This window comes from Cellulosimicrobium arenosum, assembly GCF_014837295.1.
Taxonomy (GTDB): Bacteria; Actinomycetota; Actinomycetes; order Actinomycetales; family Cellulomonadaceae; genus Cellulosimicrobium; species Cellulosimicrobium arenosum.
Genome location: NZ_JACYHB010000005.1, coordinates 1 through 26,445, shown reverse-complemented (window position 1 = coordinate 26,445; position 26,445 = coordinate 1). Strand labels below are relative to the sequence as shown.

The window sequence follows — 26,445 nt, the reverse complement described above, 5'->3', positions numbered from 1 at the left end:
GGTGGTTCTCCCGCATCGGACGTCTCGCGCTGCCCCCGTCGCCCGTTCCCGAAGGACCCGCGCCCCATGAACCTCACCGGCATCCTCCCCGCGCTGCTCGCCGACCCGGCCGCGGCGGCCGTCGTCGAGCACGTGCGTGCGCGGGGCGAGGCGGACGTCGTCGGCCCGTCCGGGTCGCGCCCCCCGCTGCTCGCGGCGATGGCGGGCGCGCGGGCGACGTCGGGCCGCGAGCCGGGGACCGCGGCGTCGGGCTCGCGCCCGCTCGTGGTGGTCACGGCCACGGGCCGTGACGCCGACGAGCTCGCCGCGAGCGTGCGGGCCTACCTGCCCGACGAGCTGGGCGACGTCGTCGCCGTCCTGCCGAGCTGGGAGACCCTGCCGCACGAGCGGCTCTCCCCGCGCGCGGACACGGTCGCCAAGCGCATCGCGGTGTTCCGCCGGCTCGCGCACCCGGATGCCGACATCGGTCCGACGGGGCCGATCCGCGTCCTCGTCCTGCCGGTGCGCGCGCTGCTGCAGCCGGTCGTGGACGGCCTGGGCGAGCTGGTCCCGGTCGAGCTGCACGACGGCGCCACCGCGGACCTCACGGACGTCGCCGAGCGCCTCGTCGCGGCCGCGTACACGCGTGTGGACATGGTCGAGCGGCGGGGCGAGTTCGCCGTGCGCGGCGGGATCCTCGACGTGTTCCCGCCGACGGAGGACCACCCGCTGCGGGTCGAGTTCTGGGGCGACGAGGTGTCCGAGATCCGCTGGTTCGCGGTCGCCGACCAGCGCAGCCTCGAGATCGCCCAGCACGGGCTGTGGGCGCCGCCGTGCCGCGAGATCCTGCTCACGGAGCCGGTGCGCGAGCGGGCCGCCGCGCTCGTGGAGCACCTGCCGGGCGCGGTGGAGATGCTCGACAAGATCGCGGGCGGTGTGGCCGTCGAGGGCATGGAGTCCCTCGCGCCGGCGCTCGTGGACCGCATGGTCCCGGTGCTCGAGCTCGTGCCCGACGACGCGCTGCTCGTGGTCGACGACGCGGAGCGGGTCCGGCGTCGGGCGCACGACCTCGTCGCGACGACCGAGGAGTTCCTCGCCGCCGCCTGGACCGGCGCGGTCGCGGGCGGGAACGCGCCGATCGACCTGTCCGCCGCGTCGTTCGAGACGTTCGCCGAGGTGCGCGCCGTCGCGCAGCGCCGCGGGCTCGGCTGGTGGACGATGTCGTCGTTCGCGCTCGACAACCCGGACCTGGACGTGGCCCCCGAGGAGACCTCGGCGGGTGGCGCGTCGTCGGGCACGAGCCGCTCCCACGTGGGCGAGAGCGCCGACGGGGTACCGACGTTCACGATCGGGGCACGGGACGTCGAGTCCTACCGGGGCGACATCTCGCGCGCGCTCGACGACCTGCGCGGGCTGCAGCACGCGGGCTGGCGCCTCGTGCTCACGACGGAGGGGCACGGCCAGGCCCAGCGCATGGTCGAGCAGCTCGGCGAGGCCGACACCCCGGCCCGGCTCGTGGCGCGGCTGGACGACGAGCCGGAGGGCGGCGTCGTCTCCGTGACGCCCGCGATGGTCGGCAAGGGGTTCGTCGCCCCCGAGCTGCGCCTCGCCGTCTTCTCCGAGGCCGACCTCACGGGCCGCGCCGGGACGGGTACGCGCGACATGCGCAAGATGCCGTCGCGACGGCGCAACGTCGTCGACCCGCTGCAGCTCAAGGCGGGGGACTTCGTGGTGCACGAGCAGCACGGCGTGGGGCGGTTCGTCGAGCTCGTGCAGCGCACGCTCGGTACGGGCGGCAACGCGGCGACGCGCGAGTACCTGGTCATCGAGTACTCGGCCTCCAAGCGCGGTCAGCCGGGGGACCGGCTCTTCGTCCCGATGGACCAGCTCGACCAGGTCACCAAGTACACCGGCGGGGAGTCGCCGAGCCTGAACAAGATGGGCGGCTCGGACTGGCAGAAGACGAAGTCGCGCGCGCGCAAGCACGTCCGGGAGATCGCGAGCGAGCTGATCCGGCTGTACTCGGCGCGGATGGCGACCGAGGGCTACGCGTTCGGCCCGGACACGCCGTGGCAGCGCGAGCTCGAGGACGCGTTCGCGTACGTCGAGACGCCCGACCAGCTCGCGACGATCGACGAGGTCAAGGCCGACATGGAGAAGACGGTCCCGATGGACCGGCTCGTGTGCGGGGACGTCGGCTACGGCAAGACGGAGATCGCGATCCGCGCCGCGTTCAAGGCCGTGCAGGAGGGCAAGCAGGTCGCGATCCTCGTGCCGACGACGCTGCTCGTCCAGCAGCACTTCGAGACGTTCTCCGAGCGGTACGCCGGCTTCCCCGTGTCGGTCAGGGCACTGTCGCGGTTCCAGACCGTGAAGGAGTCGCAGGAGGTCGTCGCGGGGCTGGGTGACGGCACGGTCGACGTCGTCATCGGCACGCACCGCCTCATCACGGGCAGCATCCGGTTCAAGGACCTCGGCCTCGTGATCATCGACGAGGAGCAGCGGTTCGGCGTCGAGCACAAGGAGACGCTCAAGCAGCTGCGCACCAACGTCGACGTCCTCGCGATGTCCGCGACCCCTATCCCGCGCACGCTCGAGATGGCCGTCACGGGCATCCGCGAGATGTCGACGCTCGCGACCCCGCCCGAGGAGCGCCACCCGGTGCTCACGTACGTCGGGGCGTACGAGGAGAAGCAGATCTCCGCCGCGCTGCGCCGTGAGCTGCTGCGCGAGGGTCAGGTGTTCTACGTGCACAACAAGGTCGAGACGATCGACCGCACGGCCGCCCGGCTCCGCGAGCTCGTGCCGGAGGCCCGGGTGGGCGTCGCGCACGGCAAGATGAGCGAGAACCAGCTCGACCAGGTGATCCGTGCGTTCTGGGAGAAGGAGCTCGACGTCCTCGTCTGCACGACGATCATCGAGACCGGCCTCGACATCTCCAACGCCAACACCCTCATCCTCGAGCGCGCCGACATGCTCGGGCTCTCGCAGCTCCACCAGCTGCGCGGCCGCGTCGGCCGCGGTCGCGAGCGCGCCTACGCCTACTTCCTCTACCCGCCCGAGAAGCCCATGACCGAGACCGCGCACGACCGCCTCGCGACCATCGCGGCCCACACCGACCTCGGCTCGGGCATGCAGGTCGCGATGAAGGACCTCGAGATCCGCGGCGCGGGCAACCTGCTGGGCGGCGAGCAGTCGGGGCACATCGCCGGCGTCGGGTTCGACCTGTACGTGCGCATGGTCGGCGAGGCCGTCGCGAACTTCCGGGGCGACGGCGACGAGGAGCAGCCCGAGATCTCCATCGAGCTCCCGGTCGACGCTCACCTGCCCGAGTCCTACATCGCGACCGAGCGGCTGCGCCTCGAGGCCTACCGCAAGATCGCCACGGCGACCGACGAGCCGCAGCTCGCCGAGGTGCGCGCAGAGCTCGTCGACCGGTACGGCGCGCTGCCCGACGTCGCGTCCGCGCTGTTCGACGTCGCGGACTTCCGCAACCACGCGCGCCGCGCCGGGCTCACCGACGTCACTGCACAGGGCAAGTTCATCCGGTTCGCCCCCGTCGATCTCGCCGAGTCCGCGCAGCTGCGGCTCAAGCGGCTCTACCCGGGCACGCTCCTCAAGCCCGCGATCCGGGCGTTCCTCGTGCCCTTCCCGACGACGGCCCGCATCGGCGGCCGCGCGCTGCGGGGGCCCGAGGTGCTGGCCTGGGCACGTCAGCTCATCGACGCCGTCGTCCTCGGGGACGTGAGCGCGGCGGCCCGGGTCGGGACCTGAGCGAGCTCAGCCCGGGCTCTCGGTCGGGACCTTGGTGACGCTCCCGGGCTCGGGGCCCTCGACATGGATCGACAGGCCGAGCTCTTGGAGCTCTGCGTCGAGCGCCCCGGTGAGCGTCCGGGCGTAGGTCGCGGTCAGGTGGTCCCGGTCCTGGTAGGCGACGACGTTGCCGATGACCGCGGAGCACGCCCGGGCGCTGCAGAAGAGCTCGGACACGTCGAGCTGGTGCGCATCGGTCGCGGGCGCCCGGACGGTGCTCCATTCCGCGTACACGAGGTCGCGGTGCTTGGCACACGGATCGGGGGTGCCGTTCTCGAGCAGGCACTCGGGGACCGACCATGCGAAGCGCGGTGTGTCGCGAAGAGCGACGACGTCGACCCCTTCGAGGACCAGCTCGTCCCACGCCAGAATCTGACCTTCGTCCGGGGGGCGTTCCACCCCCGACGTGCCGGTCCAGGTCCCGCTCAGGAGGACGAGGTCCGGGGGCTCGCTGGTCAGCTCCTCCATCGCGTTCGCACTCCATCGCCCGCATGCCGGCCGGTCCGGAGGGGAGGGTGTCTCGACGCCGAGCCGACAGCCGTGCTTGATCATGGCGGTCACCGACCAGCCATGTCGTTCTGCGACGGCGACGGCAGCGGGGATCCACTGCTCGATGTGCGAGCCGCCGACCAGCGCGAGCCGTGGCGCGTCCTGGGCTCCGGTCGTGAGAGGGCACCGGACGACGGCGTCGTAGCGCGGTGCGTCGAGGTGCGACTGGACGCACGAGTCGTCGACCGGCTTGTCGAAGGCCGCCAGCTCGGGAGCGGGCCTCGGCGGTTGCTCGCCACCGTCAGCACCCTCGTGGAGCGCTCGTGCGCCGACGTAGGTCGAGCGGTCGGCAGCCAGGACGAGCTCGTCCTGGACCTTCGTGTGGATCGACGTCGTCACGCCGAGACCCCCGAGAGCGACGGTGAGGCACGCGGCCGCGACGACGAGGATCGAGCGCCGCGGCGCGATCCTCGAGAACGTCGAGCGCAGCGGCCGCTCGACGAGACGTGTGGTCGCCCAGGCGAGCGCGCACGACACGAGGAGGACGAGGACCGCGCCGCGGTAGCCGAGCTCGAGGTGGAAGCGATAGGCGAGGTAGAACACCATGACCGGCCAGTGCCACAGATAGAGCGCGTAGGAGCTGTCCGCCACGACGCGCCAGGGGCGGTTGTCGAGCAGCCGGCGGGCGAGCGGCGACCCGCCCGCGGATCCGACGATGACCAAGGAGGCTGCACCCACCGGCCAGAGCGCCCAGGGGCCCGGGAAGAGCGACCCGCCGTCTAGCACGAATCCGCAGGTGACGAGGAGCAGGAGGCCGCCGACCACCAGCACCCCACCCAGCCGACGCGGAAGCCGGAGGTACGGGAAGACGAGTGCCAGCGCGGCACCGATCCCGAGCTCCCAGAAGCGTGTGAAGGTGCTGTAGTACGCGACGTCCTGGTCCGTCACCGACGTGACGGCGGCGTGCGCGAAGGACAAGAGCGTCATCGCGCCGACGAGTCCGGCGACCGCGCGGCGTGCGGGCACGCCGGTGCGGCGCGCGAACCGGTGGACGCCGAGGAGGACGAGAGGCCACACGACGAGGAACTGCAGCTGGACCGACAGCGACCAGAAGTGCTGCAGGGGATTGGCGGACGGGCCCGCGCCCCCGTACGAGAGCCCCGTCCGGACGAGCTCCCAGTTCTCGAGGCCCACGGCTGAGGCAGCGACCTGCTGCGCGATGCCGGGCCATCGGGTCGCGGGGAGCACCAGCGCGGTGAGCAGCGCCACCACCGCGAGCACCAGCAACGACAGCGGCAGGAGCCGCCAGAAGGTCCGGCCGACCTGGCGGCTCGGGGCGAACGTCCCGTCGTCGAGACGTGACGTGACGGTGAGCGTGCAGAGGAAGGCCGAGACCACGAGGAACACGTCCACGCCGCCGGACACCCGCCCTTGGCCGAAGAGGTGGAAGACCACGACGAGCAGGAGCGCCAGGCCGCGCAGTCCCTGCAGCTCCGCGACGTAGCGGCGGCGCGGGCTGGTCTCGGCAAGGGAGCTCGGCATGCAAGGTCTTCTCTCGTCGTCGGCTCCGGCGAGTCTTCCCCGGACCCGGGAGCACCACGAGTGCGCGACGGCGGATTCACCCGGTCTCCCGTGGATTTCACCCGTCCCAGCGCCTCCGTGACGATCGTCCTGGCCGTAGCGTCCCGGAGGAGGATGCTCCGCCGTGGACAGGGAGAGGCGAGCAGGTGACGGTTGAAGCCCCACCCCCGAGCAGCAGACGCCTCGGCGGTGTCGACTCCCTGCGCGGTCTCGCGGCGTTCGCCGTCTTCGCCTGCCACATCGGCGGCTACTGGGCTCTCGGCGATCCACCGAAGATGCTCCTGAACCTGCTGAGCAACGGGACGCACGGCGTCGACGTCTTCATCGTCATCTCAGGGTTCTGCCTCGGGCTCCCGGTCCTCGCCGCGCACCGGCTCTTGGCGACACGGACGTTCTACGGGCGTCGAGCCTGGAGGATCCTGCCCCCGTACTACGTGGCGCTCGCGATCGCGACCGCCCTCGCAGTGCTGCCGGCCACCTGGCCGCTGGTCGTGTCGCGTCCGGCGGACGGCACCGACATCGCCGTGCACGCGATCGGCATGCAGACCTGGTTCCCCCCGACGCTCGGGACGATCAACGGCTCCCTGTGGAGCGTGTCGCTGGAGATCCAGCTCTACCTCGTGTTCCCCCTGCTCGTCCTGGTGTGGCGCCGTTGGGGGAACGTCGCGTTGCTCGGCGTCGCACTGGTCCTGTCCGTCGGCTGGGAGGTCGCCGGGCGTCTGGGGGACACGCCCTATCTGGGCGACAGCCATGCACTGCCCGCGTGCTTGATCCAGTTCGTCGCGGGGATGGTCACGGCCGACGTCGTACGTCGCGGGCGCGGGCCGTCCACGCCCGTCGCGCTCTCGTCGCTCGTCGTCCTGCTCGCCGGCGGGGTCCTCGTCTACACGATCGGGCTGTCCGTCCCCGTCCAGAAGGTCACCTGGGGTGCCGTGGGGGTCGCCGCGGTGCTCGTCGTGTCCGGGCCTACGGGGCAGGTGCTGGGCCGCACCGCGCTCGAGTGGTTCGGAGCGAGGTCCTTCAGCTTCTACCTGTTGCACCAGCCCGTCCTGCTCCTCTGCGGAGCGCTGGTGGCGCTGGTCCCGGGTGGCTGGGTCGTCCGGTTCTTCGTGTGCGGCGCACTGTGCTTCGCCCTGGTGACGGCGCTCGCCGCGATCATGTACCGATTCGTCGAGATGCCCGCGCACCGGCAGGGCCGCACGCGCTTCCCGTCCCGTCGCTCCGGCGTCGCGCCGGACGGCTCGGTCTCGGCGGTCTCCTCCTGAGGGACGCGTTCCGAGGGCGTCAGTCCTTGCGACCGTCGAGGTAGTACGCGATTGGGCCCACCCAGTTCACGAGCAGCGCGATGCCCCACGCGACCTTGGTCCCGTTGACCTTGTCGTCCGGCCGGTTGAGCAGGTCCCGGTAGGCGCTCGCGGTCAGCGCGAGCTGGGCCAGGCCGACGATCCCGACGGCGGTCTTCTGACCCGTGGTGAGGTCCTTCCAGCGGCGGTGCTTGCCCATGGTGCTGTCCTCTCGTGGTGTTCGGCATGCTCGGCCCGCTCGACGCTAAGCCTCGAGCGACCCACGCGCGCGTCGAACAGCGACCAGGGCCGCGCTCGGGGACTGACGTGGGGCGACCGCATCGGCACCCGCGGGATCTTGCGCGGTCTCGAGGATCCGTGAGGCCCTCCGCCGCCGGGATGGGGATCGGGATTCTCTCGTTCCGGCACGGTGTGGGCACCGCTGTCGGCGCACGACAACGTCTCGGACCCCAGCCACGCATCGCGAGGAAAGTACACCGGCGAGCATGCCGTTGTGGAGCACCCTGCCCTCATGACGGTCCGCACCAGCATGGTCGACGGGGCAGGGGCGCATGGTCGACGGGGCTCCCTACCATGGGTGGCATGGCAGGTTTCGAGAGTTCTGGCGACGTGCTGCGCGACGCCGTCGCGGTCATGGACCGTCTCTACTCGCCCGGTGGGTGCCCGTGGGACCGCGAGCAGACCCACGAGTCGCTCGTGCACTACCTGCTCGAGGAGGCGCACGAGCTCGCCGAGGCGATTGAGACGGGTGACCACGCTGGTGTGCGTGAGGAGCTCGGCGACGTCCTGCTGCAGGTCCTGTTCCACGCGCGGATCGCGAGCGAGGAGGCAGACCCGTTCACGGTGGACGACGTCGCGGCCGACCTCGTCGCCAAGCTCGTGCGCCGTCACCCGCACGTCTTCGCCGACGACGGGCAGGCGGCCACGCTCGGCGACCTGCACGTCCAGTGGGACGCCATCAAGAAGACGGAGAAGCAGCGAGACTCCGTCCTCGAAGGGATCTCGCACACCCAGGGCGCGCTCGCGCGCGCGCAGAAGGTCGTGTCGCGGGCCGGACGCGGCGGTCTCGGCCACGTCGTGGGGGAGGCTGCTGCGGCGCCGTCGGGCGCGACGGTCACGACGCACGCGGCGGACGCGACCGGCGTGTCGGGCCTGGGACACAAGCTGTTCGCGCTCGTCGCGCGCGCGGAGGCGGCCGGCCTCGACGCGGAGGCCGCGCTGCGCGCCGAGCTGCGTCGCGTCGAGTCGGCGATCGCCGCCGCCGAGCGCGCGCCCGCAGACGCCCAGGACGTGGGACGAAGGACCTGAGCGCGTCCACGGAAGGTCACCGCTGTCGCCCGAGGGGCGGACGCAGGGGCGCACGCCTCGTCGGAGCACTACGCTGGGGGCGTCAACCCACCACCGTCGCGGGCGCGCACCCCGGTGCGCTCGGGTGACCATCCCCGAGGAGGCCGTGCCTCCAGCGCCTGCGAGCCCTGCTGCTAAGGAGCACTTGTGGCCACCATCGAAGCCGTCGGCGCGCGCGAGATCCTCGACTCCCGAGGGAACCCGACCGTCGAGGTCGAGGTCGTCCTGGACGACGGGACGTTCGCCCGCGCTGCCGTGCCCTCGGGCGCGTCGACCGGTGCGTTCGAGGCCGTCGAGCGTCGTGACGGAGAGTCCGCCCGCTACCTGGGCAAGGGCGTCGAGGGCGCGGTCAACGCCGTCATCGACGACATCGCCCCCGAGCTGATCGGCTTCGAGGCCGAGGACCAGCGCCTCATCGACGCCGCGCTCATCGACCTCGACGGCACCCCGAACAAGGGCAAGCTGGGCGCCAACGCGATCCTCGGCGTCTCGCTCGCCGTCGCCAAGGCTGCCGCGAAGAGCGCCGGCCTGGACCTGTACCGCTACGTCGGCGGCCCCAACGCGCACGTCCTGCCCGTGCCGATGATGAACATCCTCAACGGCGGGTCGCACGCCGACTCGAACGTCGACATCCAGGAGTTCATGATCGCGCCGATCGGCGCGACCTCGTTCCGCGAGGCGCTGCGCATGGGCGCCGAGGTCTACCACGCGCTCAAGGGCGTGCTCAAGGAGAAGGGCCTCGCGACCGGCCTCGGCGACGAGGGCGGCTTCGCGCCGAACCTGCCGAGCAACCGCGACGCGCTCGACCTCATCATCGTCGCCATCGAGAAGGCCGGCTACACGCCCGGCACGGACGTCGGGCTCGCTCTCGACGTCGCCGCGACGGAGTTCTTCGAGGACGACAAGTACACGTTCGAGGGCGAGCCGAAGCAGGCCGCCTTCATGATCGAGTACTACGAGCAGCTCGTCGCGGACTACCCGCTGGTGTCCATCGAGGACCCGCTGGCCGAGGACGACTGGGAGGGCTGGAGCGCGCTCATGGCCCGTATCGGTGACAAGGTGCAGATCGTCGGCGACGACCTGTTCGTCACCAACCCGGAGCGTCTCGCCAAGGGCATCGAGCTCAAGTCCGCGAACTCCCTGCTGGTCAAGCTCAACCAGATCGGCACGCTCACCGAGACGCTCGACGCCGTCGAGCTCGCGCAGCGCAACGGGTTCACCACGATGACCTCGCACCGCTCGGGCGAGACCGAGGACACCACGATCGCCGACCTGTCCGTCGCGACGAACGCCGGCCAGATCAAGACCGGTGCCCCCGCCCGTGGCGAGCGCATCAGCAAGTACAACCAGCTCCTGCGCATCGAGGAGGCGCTGGACGACGCCGCGCGCTACGCCGGTCGGAGCGCGTTCCCGCGCTGGAACGCCTGACACGTCGCAGCACCGCACGCACGCCGCGTGCATCCCGGGGCCCGGCGGACCATGTGGTCCGCCGGGCCCCGGCACGTCCGGACCGGCGGCGAGCGGTGAAGAACTCGTGTCGGGTACGGCACGTTCGTCCGGCGCGCCGGGCGGGCTGCGCGGGCGGCGCGCCTCGGGACGGCACAATCGACGCGTGCCCTCCTCACGTCGCCCTCCGCGCCCCGGCTCGTCGCCGCGCCCGGGCGGGCGGGGGGCGTCGGGACCTCGCTCGACCGGGACGAAGACCTCGGGCACGAGGGTGTCCGGGGCCGCGTCCGGCGGGACGAAGAAGGCGCCCGGCACGTCCGGGACGTCGTCGTCCGCGACGCCCGGACGCACCGCGAGCGGCCGCGCCCCGACGCCACCCGCACGTCGGCCGGCGAGCCGGCCCCCGCGGCGTCGGCCCACGGGTCCTGCCCCGGAGGTGCGTCGGCGCAGCCGTTACGGGTTCCTCCTGCCCGAGGTGGTCACGGTCCGCACGCTCGTGCTGTCCGTCGTCCTGCTGCTCTCCCTCGTCCTGCTGCTGCCGACCGTGCGCGCCTACGTGGCGCAGCAGGGCGAGCTGAACGGGATGCGCGACGAGCTCGCGCAGGCCGAGGAGGAGCACGACGAGCTCGAGTCCCAGCTCGGCCGCTGGGACGACACGCGCTTCGTCGAGCAGGAGGCGCGCGACCGACTGAACTTCGTCATGCCGGGGGACCGGCCGTGGCGCGTGCTGGACCCGGAGTCGGTGGTGGACGACATCGACCCCGTCACGGGCGAGGCGGTCGGCGACGGCCCGGTGCGCGGCTTCGACGAGGGCACCCCGTGGTACGACGCGATCTGGACGTCGGTGCAGGTCGCGGGTGACCAGCCGGTCGACGACAGCGGACCCGCGGCGCCCTAGTCCGGCTGGATCGGTAGAGGTCCACGGGCACGGCCCCGGAGCGGGGACAATGGGACCGTGACGACCGACGCCCGCCTCGCCATCCCCGCCGACGACCCTGCCGCCGCGGTGACCGCGCACGACCTCGAGGTGCTGTCCGCCCAGCTGGGCCGGACCCCGCGCGGCGTCGTGGGGATCGCGGCCCGCTGTGCGTGCGGCCGCCCGCTCGTCGTGCGCACAGCCCCGCGCCTGGAGAACGGGACCCCGTTCCCGACGACGTTCTACCTCACGCACCCCGGTGCGGTCGCAGCGGCGTCGACGCTCGAGGCGAACGGCGTCATGAAGGAGATGACGGACCGGCTGGCCGAGGACGACGGTCTCGCGGCCGCGTACCGCCGGGCGCACGAGCACTACCTGGCACAGCGCGCCGCCCTCGGCCACGTCGAGGAGATCGACGGGATCTCCGCCGGTGGCATGCCGACGCGGGTGAAGTGCCTGCACGTCCTCGTCGGGCACTCGCTCGCCGCGGGCCCGGGCGTCAACCCGCTCGGCGACGAGGCGCTCGCACGCGTCCGTGGCGTCTGGCGCCCTGACCGCTGCACCTGCTGATCCCTCGCCCCGGACCGGTCAGCCGGGCCCCTCGATCGGGAGGACCTCGGGCCCTGCCTCGGGCGGACGCGGCCGGTCCTGCGGGTGCGCGTGCACCCCGAGCAGCGCGACATCGTCCTCGCCCGCACCGGCAAGGTCCTCGATGAGCCGGTCGCACAGGTCCTCGAGAGACAGCCCGCTGAGACCCTCGGCGGTGCGGCGCAGCCGCTCCAGCCCGGTCCGCAGCGACTCTCCGCGGCGCTCGACGAGGCCGTCGGTGTACAGCAGGAGGGTCGAGCCGGGGTCGAGGAGCTCCGTGTGGTCGTGCCGGTCGACGTGCGCTCGCAGTCCCACGGGAAGGTCGTTCCGGCGCTCGAGCAGCTCGGCCCGTCCGTCGGGGCGGATCAGCAGCGGCGGCAGATGGCCGGCGCTCGACCAGCGCAGGCGCCGCAGGCCGCGCGCCGCGAGCTCGTCGTCCTGCTCGAGCTTCGCGAGGATCCCGGTGACGATCGTGCCGACGCCGAGGTCGTGCACGGCCCAGTCCAGGGCGGAGAGGATCGCGCCGGGCGGTTGCACGACGGCGTGCGCCCCGCCCCGCAGGACGTTGCGGACCTGCGCCATCGAGACCGCGGCCCGCAGGTCGTGGCCCGTGACGTCGCCGATGACCAGGCAGGTCGTACCGTCCCGGACCATGAAGGCGTCGTACCAGTCGCCGCCGATCTGGGCCCCGGTCGCCGCGGCCGGGACGTACCGCGCCACGAGGTGCAGATGGTCGGGCTCGGGCAGCTCCGTCAGCAGGCTCCGCTGCAGCTCCTCGGCGAGGTCACGCTGGGCCGCGTGCAGGCGTGCGTTGTCCAGGGCCAGCCCGATCTGCGCCACGACCTCGCGCAGCGTCGCGAGCTCGGCCTCCGTGTAGGCGCCCCGCTCCTCGCCGCGCATCAGGGTGACCAGCCCACGGGTGTGCCCGCGGCCTCGTAGCGGCAGCACCACGATCGCGTGCGGGGTCAGGCGCACCAGCAGGTCCTGGGCGCGCCCCGGCTCGACGAGGTCGCCCGGCTCGGGCAGACCGGTGTAGAGCGCCTGCGGTGCGCCGCCGACCGCCTGCGCGATGAGCGACGTGCGCGAGAGCGCAGGGACACGGAGGGCGACGTACTCCGCGAGCACCGGGGCCTTCTCGGGGTCGCGGTGCAGCCCCGCGACGTCGTGGAGCCGTTGCTGCCAGTCGGCGGCACCGTCGTCCAGGACGCTGGCGATGGCGAAGTCCGCGACCGCGGGCACGAGGTGGGGAAGCACGACCTCGAGCGCGCGGACGGGGTCGAGGGTCTCGGCGAGGTCGGTGGCCACCGCTGCGAGGAGCTGCGACCGCGCCTGCGCCTGCTGGGCGAGATCGAGCGCGCGGCGTCGCTCGGAGACGACCGTGAAGTAGACGGCGACCCCGCCGCGCTCGGGCACGGCGCGGACCTCGTACCAGTCGTCGAGCGGCTCGGGGTAGTACGCGTCGAACACGACGGTCTGGCCGTCGCGCGCCACGCCGCGACAGCTCTCCTCGAGCACGGTGCCGACCGCGGCGGGGAACAGCTCCCAGATCACCCCGCCGAGCAGGGCGCCGTGCGGGCTGTCGAGGATGTGCTCCGCCTCGCTGTTGACGTAGCCGAACCGCCAGTCCGGGTCGAGCCAGAAGTAGCCGATCGACATGTCCTCGAGGATCTGCTGGACCCGCTCGTCGCCCCGGCGCAGGGCGGTGATGTCCGTCGCCACGCCGACGACCTCGCACGCCGGGCCGGACGGGTCGGAGGCGTGCGGCTGGGCGCGACCCCGCGCGGACAACCATCTCGTGCTGCCGTCCGGCCGCTGGACGCGGAACTCGGCCTCGTACACGCCGCAGGCACCGATCGCGGCGTCGAGCGCGGCCGAGACGGGCGGGACGTCGTCCGGGTGCAGGCGTGCGTTGAACGCCGCGATCGTGCCGCCGAACGTGTCCTCGTCGTAGCCGAAGACCTCCAGGAGCGTGGCGTCCCAGTGCAGCGCGCCGGTCGTCAGGTCCCACCGGAACGTCCCGAGACCGGCCGCACGAGCCGCGGCATCGAGCAGGTCGCGACGGTCGGCGCGCGCGTCCCCGAGCTCGAACGACACGACGGCGTCCGGCGACAGGTCACGCCTCTCGCCCCCGGGATCGAGCATCGTCAGTCTCCTTGCAGCACGTCGCGGGGTCGCCGCGCCCGCAGTGGTGCGGGCGGTACAGCGTACGGCAGCGCGCGTCCCGATCTGCATCGTGGTTGCTCCGGGCTCCAGACTCCGCGCGCTGGGCCCGACACGCATCGTGGACGGTCCGGATGGCACCCTGTTCGCATGACCACTGGCTCCAGCTCCCCGTCCTCCGCGTCGCCGGCACCTGCGGCGTCCCCGGTGCTTCCGGGAGCGTCCCGCGTCGCCGCGATCGACTGCGGGACCAACTCCATCCGCCTGCTCGTCGCCGACGTCGACCCGGTCGCGGGCACGCTCGTCGACCGGGACCGTCGCATGGAGGTCGTGCGGCTCGGTCAAGGGGTGGACCGGACCGGTCGGCTCGCACCGGAGGCGCTCGAGCGCACTCTCGACGCCGCGCGGCGCTACGCCGCGGTGATCGCGGACCTCGGGGCGACGCGCGTGCGGTTCGTCGCCACGTCTGCCACCCGGGACGCGCAGAACCGCGACGAGTTCGTGGCCGGCGTGCTGGACGCGCTGGGCGTCGAGCCCGAGGTCGTCTCGGGGGAGGAGGAGGCGGCGCTGTCGTTCCGCGGCGCGACGTCGACCGTCGCGGCGGTGCGCCCCGGGCCGTACGTGGTCGTGGACCTCGGGGGAGGGTCGACCGAGCTCGTGCTCGGGACGGCGACGCCCGACGCGGCGTTCTCGATGGACGTCGGGTGCGTGCGGATGACCGAGCGGCACCTGCGCTCCGACCCGCCGACCCCGGACGAGGAGGCGGCTGCCCGCGCCGACGTGCGCGCCGCGCTGGACGAGGCGGCCGGCGTCGTGCCGCTCGGACGGGCGGTGACGCTCGTCGGGCTCGCGGGGTCCGTGACCACGGTGACGGCGCACGCGCTCGGTCTGGCTGCGTACGACCGCGACCGGATCAACGGCGCCGTGCTGCCGGTCGAGACGGTGCTCGCGGCGTGCGACGACCTGCTGCACCGCACCCGCGCCGAGCGCGCCTCGCTCGGGTTCATGCACCCGGGTCGCATCGACGTGATCGGCGCGGGCGCGCTCGTGTGGTCGGAGGTCGTCCGCCGGGTGCACGACGACGTCGCCGCCGCAGGGGGATCCCTGACCGAGGTCGTCACGAGCGAGCACGACATCCTCGACGGCATCGCCTGGTCCCAGGCCTAGAGCCCAACTCACTTCTCGGCTCGTGGGGACTCGGGGGGCTGATGTCAACAGTGGACACTAGTGTGTATCGCGCGGTAGCGTGCGAGGTGCGGGTTGGTTCCCGGGTGCCGGGGTGCCGGCAGATCGTCGACGGAGGGGTCGGATGGACACCACACAGCTGCTCAAGGGGGTGCTCGACGCCGCGGTGCTCGCGGTCGTCGAGGACGAGGACGGGTACGGGTACGACGTCGTGCGCCGGCTGCGCGCGGCGGGGTTGGAGGACGTGGGGGACGCGTCGGTCTACGGCACCCTGCGGCGCCTGTACGCGGGCGGCGCGCTGACCACGTACGTGGTCCCGTCCGACGCCGGGCCGCACCGCAAGTACTACGGGATCAACGCCAACGGCCGGGCTGCGCTCGACCTGCACCGCAAGGAGTGGCAGAAGTTCACCGGCACCATGACGGCGCTCCTGCGCACCGGAGAGGTGGCCGCCTGATGCCCGCGACACGCCCGACGCCGTACGCCGGCCCCGCCGCGGGCCTCGCCTTCTACGACCACGTCCGCGCGTACGCCGACCAGGTGCGCGCGCACCTCGCCGACCTGCGGCCCGAGCAGGTCGAGGAGCTCACCGACGGGCTCGAGGCGAACCTCGCCGACGCGGTCGTCGACGCACCCGGCGCGCTGCCCCGCCGGACCGCGCCCGAAGGGCAGGAGGACGTGGCGCTCGACCTGACCGTGCTGTTCGGGGCGGCCGACAGGTACGCGGCCGAGCTGCGGGCGGCCGCAGGCCTCGTACCGCGCGAGGCGCCCGACGTGCGGCACCGGCCCGGCGTGCGAGGTGGTGTCCGGACCCTCGGGCACTCGCTCGCCGGGCGGTGGCTCGCGCTGTGGCGACCGGTCACCTCGACGCCGCAGTGGGCGGCCTTCCGGGAGTTCTGCCGCGCGCTCACCCCTGTGTGGTGGGTCCTGCGCGGCTGGCTCGCTGCGACGATCCTGCTCGCGGTCTTCGGCGGCTACGGCGTCGCACCGCTCCCGCCCGACGGTTCGGCGCGGCTCTTCCTCGTGGCCCTGGTCGTCGTGAGCGTGCAGTGGGGCCGCGGCCGGTGGCTGCCGCTGTCGTGGATGCCGCGCGCGCTGCGCTACGCCTCCGTCGCCCTTGCCGTCGTCGGGCTGCCCGTCGCGTGGCACGCGGCCGCGGCGCCGACGACCACCGCGAGCTACGCGCAGGGCTACCAGCAGGGCTACGACGAGGCGGCCGGATACGCCGGCACGCAGCCGGTCGCGTACGACGGCTTCGCGGACCCCGGTGCCGACGGCGTATGGGTCGACGGCATGCAGGTGTCCAACCTGTTCGTCTACGACGCCGACGGCGACCCGGTGCGCGACGTGCAGGTCTTCGACGATCGAGGCCGCCCCGTCCGCACCGTGACCGACGACGGCGCGTTCCAGGCGTGGTCGGTGCCCGACGTCGAGGGCGCGTGGTACTTCCAGCCGGCCCTGGCCGCGGACGGGCGCGAGCGCTGGAACGTCTACCCGCTGCGCGCCGTCGACGAGCAGGACGTCGACCATCCCGACGGCGACGGGAGCGGCGAACCGGTCCGACCGGTTCCGGCGACCGGCGCTGCGACGCAGGCCATGCCGTGGCCGTTCCTCAAGGCGCCGACGGCGATCCCCGCCACCGGTCCGACGGCTCCGGGGGACGGCGGCTCCGGCGACGCCGAGGACACCACCGGCACCCGGGACACCACCGGCACCCAGGGCACCACCGGCACCCAGGGCACCACCGGCACGGAAGACACCGGCGGCACGGGGAGCGACGGGAAGAACGACCCGAAGGTCGACACGGACAGCGAGGACACCCCGAGCGGAACCGCCCCGTCCCCTGTCCTCGAGGCGGACGGCTGACACGCCCACCGCGCCCCACACCCCTCTGACCGCCCTGCCTGAACCGTCGAGACGTGAGCTGCCGCCCCTGATCTGCTGGTATCGGGGGCGCCGGCTCACGTCTCGGCACGGATCGGAGGGTGCGAGCGCGGGGTGGTGCTGCGGGGTGCGGGTGGGGGGCGCTAGCGTGTCGGCAGGTCGGTGGCCGTGTGGTCTCCGTCGTCCCGAACGTCGCTGGAGGTGCCGTGCCCACCGCGCTGCTCGTGGCCGTGCTGCTCGCCGGCATCGTCGTCCTCACCCCGCTCGCCGACCGGGTGCGCATCCCTGCGCCGGTGCTGCTGACCGTCTTCGGGCTCGCGGTGCCGCTCGTCCCCGGCGTCCCGGAGCTGCGGCTCGACCCCGAGTACATCCTGCCCGTCGTGCTCCCGCCCTTGCTGTTCGCGGCGACCCAGCGCGCCTCGGTCCACGACTACCGGCGCAACGCGAGCCCGATCCTGCTGCTCGCGGTCGGGCTCACGATCGCCACGGCCGCGTGCGCGGCCGTGGTCGCGCACGCGCTGGGGCTCCCGTGGGGGCCGGCGATCGTGCTCGGTGCCGTGATCGCACCGCCCGACCCGGTCGCGGCGACCGCCGTGGCGCGGCGCCTGCGGCTGCCGGGGCGCATGGTCGCGGTGCTCGAGGGCGAGGGGATGTTCAACGACGCGACCGCGCTCGTGATGTACAACCTCGCCGTCGCGGCCGTGGTCGCCGGGGGCGTGAGCGCCGGCGAGATCGGGCTCGAGCTCGTCCTCGCGATCGTCGTCGGCATCGTCGTCGGGCTGGTCGCCGGCGGGCTGACCCGGCTCGCCCTGAGGTACCTGCACCAGGCGGCCCCGGAGACGGTGGTCACGATCGCCGTCCCGTTCGCCGTGTACCTCGGCGCCGAGGAGCTCGGCGGCTCGGGTGTGCTCGCCGTCCTCGCGCTGGGCCTGTACCTGCGTGTGACCAGCCACGACGCCGTGACGTCCGCGGGCTGGCTGCTCGGTCGCTCGGTGTGGGACTTCGCCGACTTCCTCATCACCAGCTTCGTCTTCGTCTTCATCGGGTTCGAGCTGACGGCCGTCCTGCGCGACGGGAGCGACGACCGCACCGCCACGATCTGGACGGCGCTCGCGCTGGCGGCCGTCCTGGTCGTCGTGCGCTTCGCGTGGGTCTTCCCCGTGACGTGGCTGCGACGTCTCGCGCGCGGGGCGGGGCGGCCAGGAGCCGAGCCGGCCTCGACCCCCGAGGCGACGGTCGTGTCCTGGGCGGGGATGCGCGGCGTCGTGACGGTCGCGAGCGCGCTCGCGCTGCCGCACGTGGTCGACGGCGGCGGCGACTTCCCGCACCGCAGCGGCATCGTCTTCATCGCGCTCGTCTGCGTCCTGGTGACCCTCGTGCTCCAGGGGCTCACGCTCGCCCCCCTGGTCAAGGCCTTGCGCGTCGGGTCGGAGTCGGACTCGCACGCCGAGGCGGCGACGCTGCGGCGCGAGGCCGCGGTCGCCGGGCTGTACGTCGTGCGGGACGCGACCGAGGACGACGACGGCAAGCCCTACCCGGACCGGGTGCGTCGCGCCGTCGAGCTCCAGTACGAGGGTCGCATCGATGCGCAGGACGCGTTGCTCGAGGCGCGGCACGGCGCGGACCACGACGAGGGCGACGACGGCGACGAGCGGGCGGTCGAGGACCTGCTGCGTCGCGGCGCCGAGGCCGAGCGGGATCACGTGATCGAGGCGCGCGGTCGAGGGCAGGTGAGCGCGGAGGCGGCCGACACCGTGCTCGACGACGTCGAGACTCGTGCCGTCCGCGAGATGCTCTGACCTGCGACGTCGCTCCCGGGACCGTCGCAGTGCCGCGCGTCACGCCCGCTGGGCGGACGCTTCGGCGTGCCCATGCCCTCAGGAGTAATACTCTGGAACCATGCCTCAGAATGACCTGACCTCGGTCAGCCATGCCCAGGACGCGCCGAACGGATCGACGTCGGCGGCGGCGCACGTCGCGTCGTCGCCCTCGACGGCGACGACGGTCGGCCCCCGCGCGGCCTCGCCGCGGCCCCGCAAGGTGCCGCGCGTCGTCGTGCTCGGTGGCGGTTCGGTGGGCCTGTACGCGGCGCGCCGGCTGCGCAAGAAGCTCGGTCGCCGCGAGGCGGCGATCGTCGTCGTGGACCCGCGTCCGTACATGACCTATGCCCCGTTCCTGCCCGAGGCGGCGGCGGGCTCGATCGACGGGCGCGACGTCGTCGCTCCGCACCGCCGTGCGCTCAAGGGCATCGACGTGCTGCAGGGCAAGGTCGTCGCGATCGACCACGGGCGGCGCAGCGTCACCATCCGCCCGGAGGAGGGCGACGACTACTCGGTCACCTACGACCACCTGATCGTCGGTCTCGGCTCCGTGTCGCGCACGCTGCCCATCCCCGGGCTCGCGGAGACCGCGATCGGCTTCAAGAACGTGGAGGAGGCCATCGCGGTCCGCAACCACGTCCTGAACCGGATGGACGTCGCGTCGTCCACGTGGGACGAGGCGCTGCGGCGCCGCATGCTGACGTTCACGTTCGTCGGCGGCGGGTTCGCGGGCATCGAGGCGCTCGCCGAGATCGAGGACATGGCCCGGTACGCCACGCGCAACTACGCCACGATCGAGGAGAGCGACCTGCGCTTCGTCATGATCGAGGGCGCCGGTCGCATCCTTCCCGAGCTGAGCGAGCCCATGGCGGGGTACGCGCTCGACGAGCTGAAGAAGCGTGGCATCGAGTTCCACCTCAGCACGTTCCTGTCGTCCTGCGAGGGCGGGCACGTCGTCACGTCCACCGGGGTCGAGTTCGACTCCGACACCGTCGTGTGGACCGCCGGCGTCAAGGCGAACCCGGTCATCAAGGACGCGTCGGACCTCCCGACCGACAAGATGGGCCGGCTCACCGTGCGGCCCACGCTGCAGGTCGAGGACGCGGAGGGCAACCTCGTCCCGAACGCCTGGTCGGCCGGCGACTGCGCCGCCGTCCCGGACGTCCTCAACCCGGGCAAGTTCTGCCCGCCGAACGCCCAGCACGCGATCCGTCAGGCGAACCGCCTGGCCGACAACCTCGCGCTCGAGCTGCACAGCGACGAGCCCGTCGAGTACCGCCACAAGAGCGTCGGTACGGTCGCGTCGCTCGGCCTGTACAAGGGCGTCGCCGAGCTGTTCGGCGTGTTCAAGCTCCGTGGGGTCCCCGCATGGTTGATGCACCGCAGCTACCACGTGCTCGCGATGCCGACGGGGAACCGCAAGATCCGCATCTTCATCGGGTGGATCGGCCAGTTCCTCATGGGACGCGAGCTCGTCTCGCTCGGCTCCCTGCACGACCCGCGCGCCGAGTTCCGCCAGGCGTCCGTCCCTCCGAAGAAGGACGCCGGCGCGGTCGAGCAGTCCGCGCAGGGTTCCGCGGCCAGCGCCGAGTCCGGGACCGCCTCGATCGAGTCGGACGAGAAGACGCCGGCCGGCAAGACCTCCTGACGCTGCGGCGGCGTCCGGCTGCCCGCTGCCCGACGACGAGGGGCGAGGTGCGTACAGCACCTCGCCCCTCGTCGCGCAGCGGGTAGATTCGGGCCCGCGCCCCCATGGCCCAACTGGCAGAGGCAGCCGGCTTAAACCCGGCGTGGTCCGGGTTCGAGTCCCGGTGGGGGCACAGCGCCGCGTGCCACCGGGACTGGACAGACGTTCAGTTAACGATCAGGTGACGATCAGGCACTTCTGCCGACCTGACGCTGAAAGTTCACCGCTCTCCTGTCTAAAGTGTCCTCATGAGGCTTTGCTGGGGGGCAAGGGGCGACGACTACGTCGCCCAGACGATCTACGGCACGTACTCCGTCGTGCGGCGGGGCGACGAGTGGTGCCTGGTCAAGCCCGAGGTGATGGCCGGGCGGATCGGTGGGTTCGGGAGCCCGGCCGAGGCGATGGCACTGGGAGAGGACCTGCACGCGGCACGTATCGGCCCGCAGGTCCGAACACCCCCGTCCGGATGGCCCACGGTCGACGAGTTCGCTCGGGAGATCCACGCCAACGCAGCCGACGTCCGGGTCTGGCTGCGGGTGCATGCGAGCGGGTCCACGAGCCCCCGTCGGCGCCTGGACCCGACCACTCGGGAGCGGATCCGGAGCTTCTGGCTGATCGACACGGTGCTTCGCGACTCCTGATCCGACGCCCAGGACCACGAGAAGCCCGGTCCGGGCACGGGGATCGGCTACTGTCGCTGGCCGAGGACGACGACGTTGCCGTCCGGGTCCTGCACCCGTGCGACACGCTCGCCCCACGGCTGGTCGGCCGGCGGATCGAGCACGTGCACCCCCGCGGCCGCGAGGTGCTCCACGGCGCGCTCGCAGTCGTCGACGTACACCCAGAGCGTGGTGGCACCGACCCCGCCGGGGGAGAACCCGTCGTCGAGCCCGACGCCGAGCGGTGACGAGCCCACGAGCACGCTCACGTAGACCGGGGTGCCGTCCGGCGGGAAGGCGTACTCCACCGTGCCCCCCAGCAGGTCGCGGTAGAACCCGAGCGACCGCTCGACGTCGCTCACGGTGAGTATCGGGAACAGGCTCGTGAACACCTGCCCATCGTCTACCCCGGTGGCGGCCACCGCGCGCCGGGCGCCGCCGCTGCTAGGGTGCCGGTGAACCACGCGGGGTGTCCCGCCCGGGTCGTGCACGCACGACAGGGGCGTCGGGACTGAGACGAGCGGGAAGGCCGCTCGGACCCGTCGAACCTGATCTCGCTAGCACGAGCGGAGGAACGTGGGCATGACGACGCCTGCTGCCATCACCCTGACCGACCCCACCACGACCGCGGCCACCAGCACGAGCGGTCCCAGGGTTCTCGTCGCCGCCGACGAGGTGGGCTTCACGGCCGACCTGGGTCGCCGGTACGCGCACCTGTTCGCCGAGTTCTACGACCACCCGTTCCTCGCCGGGCTGCGGGACGGGACGGTCGCTCGGGACGCCGTCCGGCACTACGTCGGACAGGACCACCAGTACCTCACCGCGTACCTGCGCTGCTACGGGCTCGGTATGTCCCTCGCGCCGGACCGCGACTGGGCGGGCTGGTTCCACGACAAGGCCGGGTTCCTGCTCGACGACGAGTCCCACGCCCACCACGCGATGTGCGAGTTCCTCGGCGTGCCGTACGCCGAGGCGCAGACGAACCGTCTCGCGCCGAGCGCCCAGGCGTACATCGACCACATGCTCGCGTGCGGTCACGACTCGCTCGGCGTGCTCCTGGCCTCGCTCTTGCCGTGCCCGTGGACCTACATCTGGTCGGCGCGCCGGTTCTGGCTCGCCGAGCGCCCGGTCGGTGCGGACGGTGCGTCGACGGTCGCGGACGACCACCCGCTCGCGGGGTGGTGGGAGTTCTACGCCGCCGAGCGCACCGAGGAGACCCTCGCAGACCTGCGCGGCCGGATCGACGCGCTCGCCGCCGACGCCGGCGAGGCCGAGCGGGCGCGCATGGAGCGTGCGTTCGAGCTGAGCTGCCGGCACGAGATCCGGTTCTGGCAGATGGCACAGACGCTCGAGACCTGGTGACCCGCCACTGAGCAGAACGGGCGGCCGGTCGGTGTCATCCCCAGGTGACGCTGCGCGAGTTGCCGAACTTGTTCGTCTTGATCCAGACCTGCGCCCCGGGCTGCCCGTAGTGGCACCACATCTGGGTCCGCGGGAAGTTCCCGTTCCCGTCCGTCTTCAGCGTCCGATTCTGGCGGTCGTAGGAGTAGGTCTTGGTCCCCTCGAACATGTGATCGCCGTTGTGGCTCGTCCAGCAGGACGCGGTGAAGGTGGTGTTCGGCGTCGCGCCGGAGATCGAGAGGTCGACGATCGCGCACGACGCGTTGCTGCAGGTGCTCGACTGGTGCTTCGAGCCCACGTACGCCCGGAGCACCGGCTCGGGCTTCTTGTCCGACGTGGCCGAGGCGCACTTCTCCTTGGCCGCGCCCTCTGTCGGCGTGACCTTGACGCAGATCTTCTTGGTGTCGGAGAACCCGGCGCTCACCGTCTTCGAGCCCGACGTGGCGCTCGAGGTCGTGGCGCCGGTCACGGACACCGAGTAGCCGCGCCCGTTGCCCGACGTGGACCAGCTGAACGACACCGACTCCTTGCCACCTGTCGCGGAGACGGTGGGCGCCGGGATCGGGCCGTACGGCTTCTCGCCGTTGGCGTTCGTGCCCTGGCCTGCTTCGTTGGCGCCGTCGACACCTGCCACCGCGCGCACCGCGATCGTGTAGCTCGTGCCGTTCGTCAGCCCGCCCACGATCTTGTTCGCACCGAGCTTCTGCCAGCCGCCGCCGGCGTTGTACTCGTAGGTGATCTCCTCGGCCTTGACACCCTTGCCGGACGCGGCGCCGAACGCGAGCTGGATCTGCCCGTTCTTCCCGGTTGCGTCGGCGCTCAGGTTCGAGACCGCGCCCGGCGTGGCGAACGCCCGCACCGGGTTCGAGGCGGGCGAGTACTCGGCGTTCCCGAACTTGTCCGTCGCCTTGTTGTGCGCGCGCACCCGGAACGTGTAGCCCGTCGTGTCGGCTGCGACGCCGATGGTCGTGGACGTCGCCCCGCCGCCGGCGGTCACGGTCTTGACGGCAGAGCCGCCCTGGAGGACCTCGATCGTGTACGACGAGATCGCGGCACCGTTCGAGCTCGGCGCGGCCCAGGACACCTCCATCTGCGACGTGGTCCCGATCGACGTCCGTCGCGCGTTCGGCTTCGCGGGCGCGGCAGGCTTGCCCGCGGGGGTCTCCGCCGCGGACGCATCGCCCCAGTCGGAGGGGTCCGGGGCGTCGTTCTCGGCCTGGACCTGGACCGTGTAGGCCTGGCCGTTGGTCAGGCCGTCCCACGTGGTGGAGGTGCCCGTCACGCACGTCTTGTCCGTCGCACCACCCGACGGTGCCGGGGAGATGCGCAGGTTGACGCAGTCGATCGGGGACCGGTCGGTGTAGGTCTTGTTGGTCCAGGAGACGGTCAGGGCCTTGTCTCCGAATTCGAGGGAGGGTGCGGCGGGCGGGTCGGGCTTCTGGTCCGGTCGCGCGACGGGCGACGGCGGGGACTTCGGTCCGTCGCCGACGTCGTTGGTCGCGAGCACGGTGAAGGTGTACTCGACGTCGTTGGTCAGCCCGTCCAGGGTGCAGGTCGTGGTCCCGCACTCCTTGGTGTACCCGTTCTGGGAAGCCACGGTGTAGGCGGTGATGTCGGCGCCGTTGTTGTTCGGCGGGTCCCAGGACAGCACGACGGTCTCGGAGCGGACCTCCTCGACCTCCGGGGTCGCGGGCGCCTCGGGCTTGCCGAGCACGGTGAGCTGGACGCGGCCCTCGACCTCGCGGTCCGGATCCTTCGTCGCGTCCTGGACGCGGTAGCGCACGACCATCACGCCCACGTAGTCGTCGCGCGGGGTGACCGAGACCTGGTCTCCTGCCACGGAAGCGGACCCCTGACCGGTCTCCACGGTGGCCTGGGTCAGGGTCAGCGGGGTCTCGGGGAAGGGGTTGGAGTCGTTCGCCAGGACGGGGACTGAGGTCTGGCTGCCCTGGTGGGCGTCGTCGACGCTGTCGTCGTTGGCACGGGCGAGCGGACGCGTGGAGGCGACCACGGTGAGACGGGCGGTGGCCTCGACGGGCGGGTTCTGGGCGTCCGTCACGCTGATCGGGACCTGCACGACGGTGCCCTTCGGCGTCTCGGGCGTGGCCTGGGCGTGCAGGGTCGAGCCCTCGAGGCTCGTCGTGACGCCCTGGGCCTGACCGGTCGCCCGGAAGGCGAGGGAGTCGTCGTCGGGGTCGGTCGCGAAGCGGGCGAGATCGACCGAGGCTTCCTCGCCGGCTGCGACCTCGAGCGTCGGGTCCTGCACCTCGGGCGGCAGGTTCTCCGGCGGCAGGACCGTGATCGGGATGGTCAGCAGCGACGTGCTGCCCTCCGGGTCGTCCGGGCCGGAACCGTCGGTGACCTCGAACGACACCGCCGCAGGGCCGTGGTAGTCGGCCTTCGGGGTGTACGTGATCGCGGTGACGGACGTGACCTCGCGTGCGCCCTCGGTCGCCGTGACCGCGTCCTCCGTCGTCAGCCGTGGCGTGCGACCGTCGACCACGAGCACGTGGTCGGTGATGTCGATGTCGAGCGAATCCCCGGCCTGGACCTCGAGCGAGGTCCCCGGGCGCAACGTGGGTGCCTGGTCGGTCAGGCCCGGGACCTTGACGAAGGCCTTGGCCGTCAGCCCGTCCACGTCCGTCACCGTGTAGGTGAGGACCTGGCGCTGCTCGGTCAGCGTGACCACGAGTCGGCCCTCGTCGTCGACGGTGGCGGTCTCCGCGTCCGCCGTGACGGTGAGATCGCTCGCGGCACCGTCGGGGTCGTCGTCGTTGTCGAGGACCGCGACCGGGACCTGCGTCTCGCCGAGGATGTCCTCGACCTGCACGGCGTCGTCGCGCGCGACCGGGGGCAGCAGGGGGGCGTCGTCGGCGACGTCCACCGTGATCGCTCCGGATCCGCGGGCGCCGTAGGTGTCCTGGATCGCGTAGTAGAACGTGTAGGCGCCTTCGTCGGCCGGGGTGGTCACCACGACGCGGTCGCCGACGACCTCGGGGTCCATGCCCTGGGAGTCGTCGAGCTCGGAGGGTACGAGCGCGATCTGGTCGCCGTCGGGGTCGGTGTCGTTGCGCAGCGCCGCGATCGCGACGGTGCGGTCAGGGCGGACCGTGACCTCGTCGTCGACCGCGACCGGTGACTGGTTCTGGTCGGCGGGCTTCGAGATCCCGACCCGCACCGCCCCGGTCGCCGTCGCACCGCGCGCGTCGAGCACCGTGTACGTGAACGTGTCGAGACCGACCGCGTTCTTCGACGCCGTGTACTCGAGGTACCCGTCGACGATCCGCGCCGTCCCCTTGCTCGGTGCGGACGCGACACCCGTCACCAGGACGGAGTCCCCGTCGGGGTCGATGCCGTGGACGGGAACGTCCACGCGGGTCGAAGCCCCGGACAGGACGCGTGCCTCGACGTCGCGAGGCTGCGGTGGCTCGTTCTCCTGCCCGTCCCGGACGTGGATCGTGACCTGCGCCGAGTCCTCCTGCCCGTTGACGTCGCGCACCCGGTAGATCGCGTGTGCCGTGCCCGACTCCGACAGGGCCTTGAACCGCAGCGTGTCCTCGGACACGAACGCCTCGCCGAGCGTGGGTTCCACCTCCTGCTCGAGCTCACCCTGCAGGGACAGCTCGAGCCCGTCGGGGTGGGTGTCGTTGCGCAGGACGGGGATCGTCACGACGTCGCCGGTGTGGACGGTGACCGAGTCGGCGGCCGCGTTCGGCGGCTGCAGCTTCGTCGGGGCCGGTACGGGCACGACGCGCACCTGTCCCGTCGACGTCTCGGTGCCGTTGGACACGGTGTACCCGATCGTCACCGGCCCGTCGAGGCGCCGGATCTCGGTGATGCGCAGCATCTGGTGGGCGAGGACCGCGACCGAGACGCCGGCGTCGTCGGGGACCTGGACCGACTGCACCACGAGCACCCCGCCCGCGGGGTCGGTGTCGTTGGCGAGCACGTCGACCAGGGTCTTGCCCCCGGTGGGCAGCATCGCGGTGTCCGTCACCACGACCGGCGCCCCGGACGCGTCGTCCGGCGAGGTCACGTCGACCCGCACCAGACCCGTCGTCGCGTTCGGGCCGTCGGTGACCTGGTACGTCAGGTCGTACGAACCCGGCTCGTCAGAGACGAACCGGAAGGTCCCCGCGTCGAGGTTGGCCGTGACGAGCGCCTTGTCGTGCTCGTCGACGTCGGA

Annotated in this window: 18 protein-coding genes, 1 tRNA gene and 1 riboswitch; of the genes, 14 read left to right on the top strand and 5 right to left on the bottom strand. The window is 72.4% G+C overall.

The window, feature by feature from the left end; all coding sequences use genetic code 11:
* Window positions 1-66: 66 nt before the first annotated feature.
* Entirely contained in the window at window positions 67-3,753 is a 3,687-nt protein-coding gene (gene mfd, locus IF651_RS07635; RefSeq protein ID WP_191828522.1) for a transcription-repair coupling factor, read from the top strand.
* A gap of 6 nt (window positions 3,754-3,759) precedes the next feature.
* Here mfd and IF651_RS07630 read toward each other — a convergent pair whose 3' ends face one another.
* The gene (locus IF651_RS07630; RefSeq protein ID WP_191828521.1) at window positions 3,760-5,823 is read right to left on the bottom strand and encodes an acyltransferase family protein; all 2,064 of its coding nucleotides are present in this window, start codon (window positions 5,821-5,823) and stop codon (window positions 3,760-3,762) included.
* 185 nt (window positions 5,824-6,008) lie between these two features.
* On the opposite strand from IF651_RS07630, the gene IF651_RS07625 reads away from it, so the two are divergent.
* Window positions 6,009-7,127, top strand: coding sequence for an acyltransferase family protein (locus IF651_RS07625; protein ID WP_191828520.1), 1,119 nt, complete (start codon window positions 6,009-6,011; stop codon window positions 7,125-7,127).
* Window positions 7,128-7,146: 19 nt separating this feature from the next.
* Here the strand turns inward: IF651_RS07625 and IF651_RS07620 are convergent, their stop codons facing one another.
* On the bottom strand, window positions 7,147-7,365 hold the full coding sequence (locus IF651_RS07620; protein ID WP_191828519.1) for a PLD nuclease N-terminal domain-containing protein: 219 nt from the start codon (window positions 7,363-7,365) through the stop codon (window positions 7,147-7,149).
* A 383-nt stretch (window positions 7,366-7,748) separates the two neighbouring features.
* Between IF651_RS07620 and IF651_RS07615 the strand changes: the two genes are divergently transcribed.
* From IF651_RS07615 to IF651_RS07600, 4 genes are all read left to right on the top strand, one after another.
* Window positions 7,749-8,474, top strand: a complete 726-nt coding sequence (locus IF651_RS07615) for a nucleoside triphosphate pyrophosphohydrolase (protein ID WP_206715226.1) — start codon at window positions 7,749-7,751, stop codon at window positions 8,472-8,474.
* A 186-nt stretch (window positions 8,475-8,660) separates the two neighbouring features.
* The gene (gene eno / locus IF651_RS07610) at window positions 8,661-9,941 is read left to right on the top strand and encodes a phosphopyruvate hydratase (protein WP_191828517.1); all 1,281 of its coding nucleotides are present in this window, start codon (window positions 8,661-8,663) and stop codon (window positions 9,939-9,941) included.
* A 184-nt stretch (window positions 9,942-10,125) separates the two neighbouring features.
* Complete coding sequence (locus tag IF651_RS18190; protein WP_191828516.1) at window positions 10,126-10,857, top strand: septum formation initiator family protein; 732 nt, start codon at window positions 10,126-10,128, stop codon at window positions 10,855-10,857.
* A gap of 57 nt (window positions 10,858-10,914) precedes the next feature.
* On the top strand, window positions 10,915-11,445 hold the full coding sequence (locus tag IF651_RS07600) for a DUF501 domain-containing protein (protein WP_422110461.1): 531 nt from the start codon (window positions 10,915-10,917) through the stop codon (window positions 11,443-11,445).
* Window positions 11,446-11,463: 18 nt separating this feature from the next.
* Here IF651_RS07600 and IF651_RS07595 read toward each other — a convergent pair whose 3' ends face one another.
* The gene (locus tag IF651_RS07595; protein WP_191828515.1) at window positions 11,464-13,605 is read right to left on the bottom strand and encodes a SpoIIE family protein phosphatase; all 2,142 of its coding nucleotides are present in this window, start codon (window positions 13,603-13,605) and stop codon (window positions 11,464-11,466) included.
* A 168-nt stretch (window positions 13,606-13,773) separates the two neighbouring features.
* On the opposite strand from IF651_RS07595, the gene IF651_RS07590 reads away from it, so the two are divergent.
* The 7 genes from IF651_RS07590 to IF651_RS07560 all read left to right on the top strand — a co-directional run bounded on the left by IF651_RS07590 (window position 13,774) and on the right by IF651_RS07560 (window position 20,840).
* Window positions 13,774-14,790 carry a Ppx/GppA phosphatase family protein gene (locus tag IF651_RS07590; protein ID WP_191828514.1) on the top strand — a complete coding sequence of 339 codons (1,017 nt, stop codon included), beginning with the start codon at window positions 13,774-13,776 and terminating at the stop codon, window positions 14,788-14,790.
* Window positions 14,791-14,932: 142 nt separating this feature from the next.
* Window positions 14,933-15,265, top strand: a complete 333-nt coding sequence (locus IF651_RS07585) for a PadR family transcriptional regulator (protein ID WP_191828513.1) — start codon at window positions 14,933-14,935, stop codon at window positions 15,263-15,265.
* Window positions 15,265-16,674, top strand: coding sequence for a hypothetical protein (locus IF651_RS07580; RefSeq protein ID WP_191828512.1), 1,410 nt, complete (start codon window positions 15,265-15,267; stop codon window positions 16,672-16,674). The genes IF651_RS07585 and IF651_RS07580 overlap by 1 nt, the downstream gene beginning before the upstream one ends.
* Before the next feature lie 224 nt (window positions 16,675-16,898).
* Window positions 16,899-18,491, top strand: coding sequence for a Na+/H+ antiporter (locus tag IF651_RS07575; protein WP_191828511.1), 1,593 nt, complete (start codon window positions 16,899-16,901; stop codon window positions 18,489-18,491).
* A gap of 100 nt (window positions 18,492-18,591) precedes the next feature.
* Window positions 18,592-20,160 (top strand): NAD(P)/FAD-dependent oxidoreductase, encoded by a 1,569-nt coding sequence (locus IF651_RS07570; protein ID WP_191828510.1) that lies wholly within the window; start codon window positions 18,592-18,594, stop codon window positions 20,158-20,160.
* Window positions 20,161-20,258: 98 nt separating this feature from the next.
* Window positions 20,259-20,332, top strand: a tRNA-Leu gene (locus tag IF651_RS07565).
* Between the two features lie 115 nt (window positions 20,333-20,447).
* Window positions 20,448-20,840, top strand: coding sequence for a hypothetical protein (locus tag IF651_RS07560; protein WP_191828509.1), 393 nt, complete (start codon window positions 20,448-20,450; stop codon window positions 20,838-20,840).
* A 47-nt stretch (window positions 20,841-20,887) separates the two neighbouring features.
* On the opposite strand, the gene IF651_RS07555 is transcribed toward IF651_RS07560, so the two are convergent.
* Window positions 20,888-21,250, bottom strand: a complete 363-nt coding sequence (locus IF651_RS07555; protein WP_191828508.1) for a glyoxalase superfamily protein — start codon at window positions 21,248-21,250, stop codon at window positions 20,888-20,890.
* A gap of 63 nt (window positions 21,251-21,313) precedes the next feature.
* A riboswitch (TPP riboswitch) is annotated at window positions 21,314-21,450 on the top strand.
* On the opposite strand from IF651_RS07555, the gene IF651_RS07550 reads away from it, so the two are divergent.
* Entirely contained in the window at window positions 21,441-22,220 is a 780-nt protein-coding gene (locus IF651_RS07550) for a TenA family protein (RefSeq protein ID WP_191828507.1), read from the top strand. Its footprint overlaps the riboswitch before it by 10 nt.
* A 34-nt stretch (window positions 22,221-22,254) precedes the next feature.
* Here the strand turns inward: IF651_RS07550 and IF651_RS07545 are convergent.
* Window positions 22,255-26,445 (bottom strand): Ig-like domain-containing protein (locus IF651_RS07545; protein WP_191828506.1); only part of this gene is annotated, 4,191 nt, incomplete at its 5' end.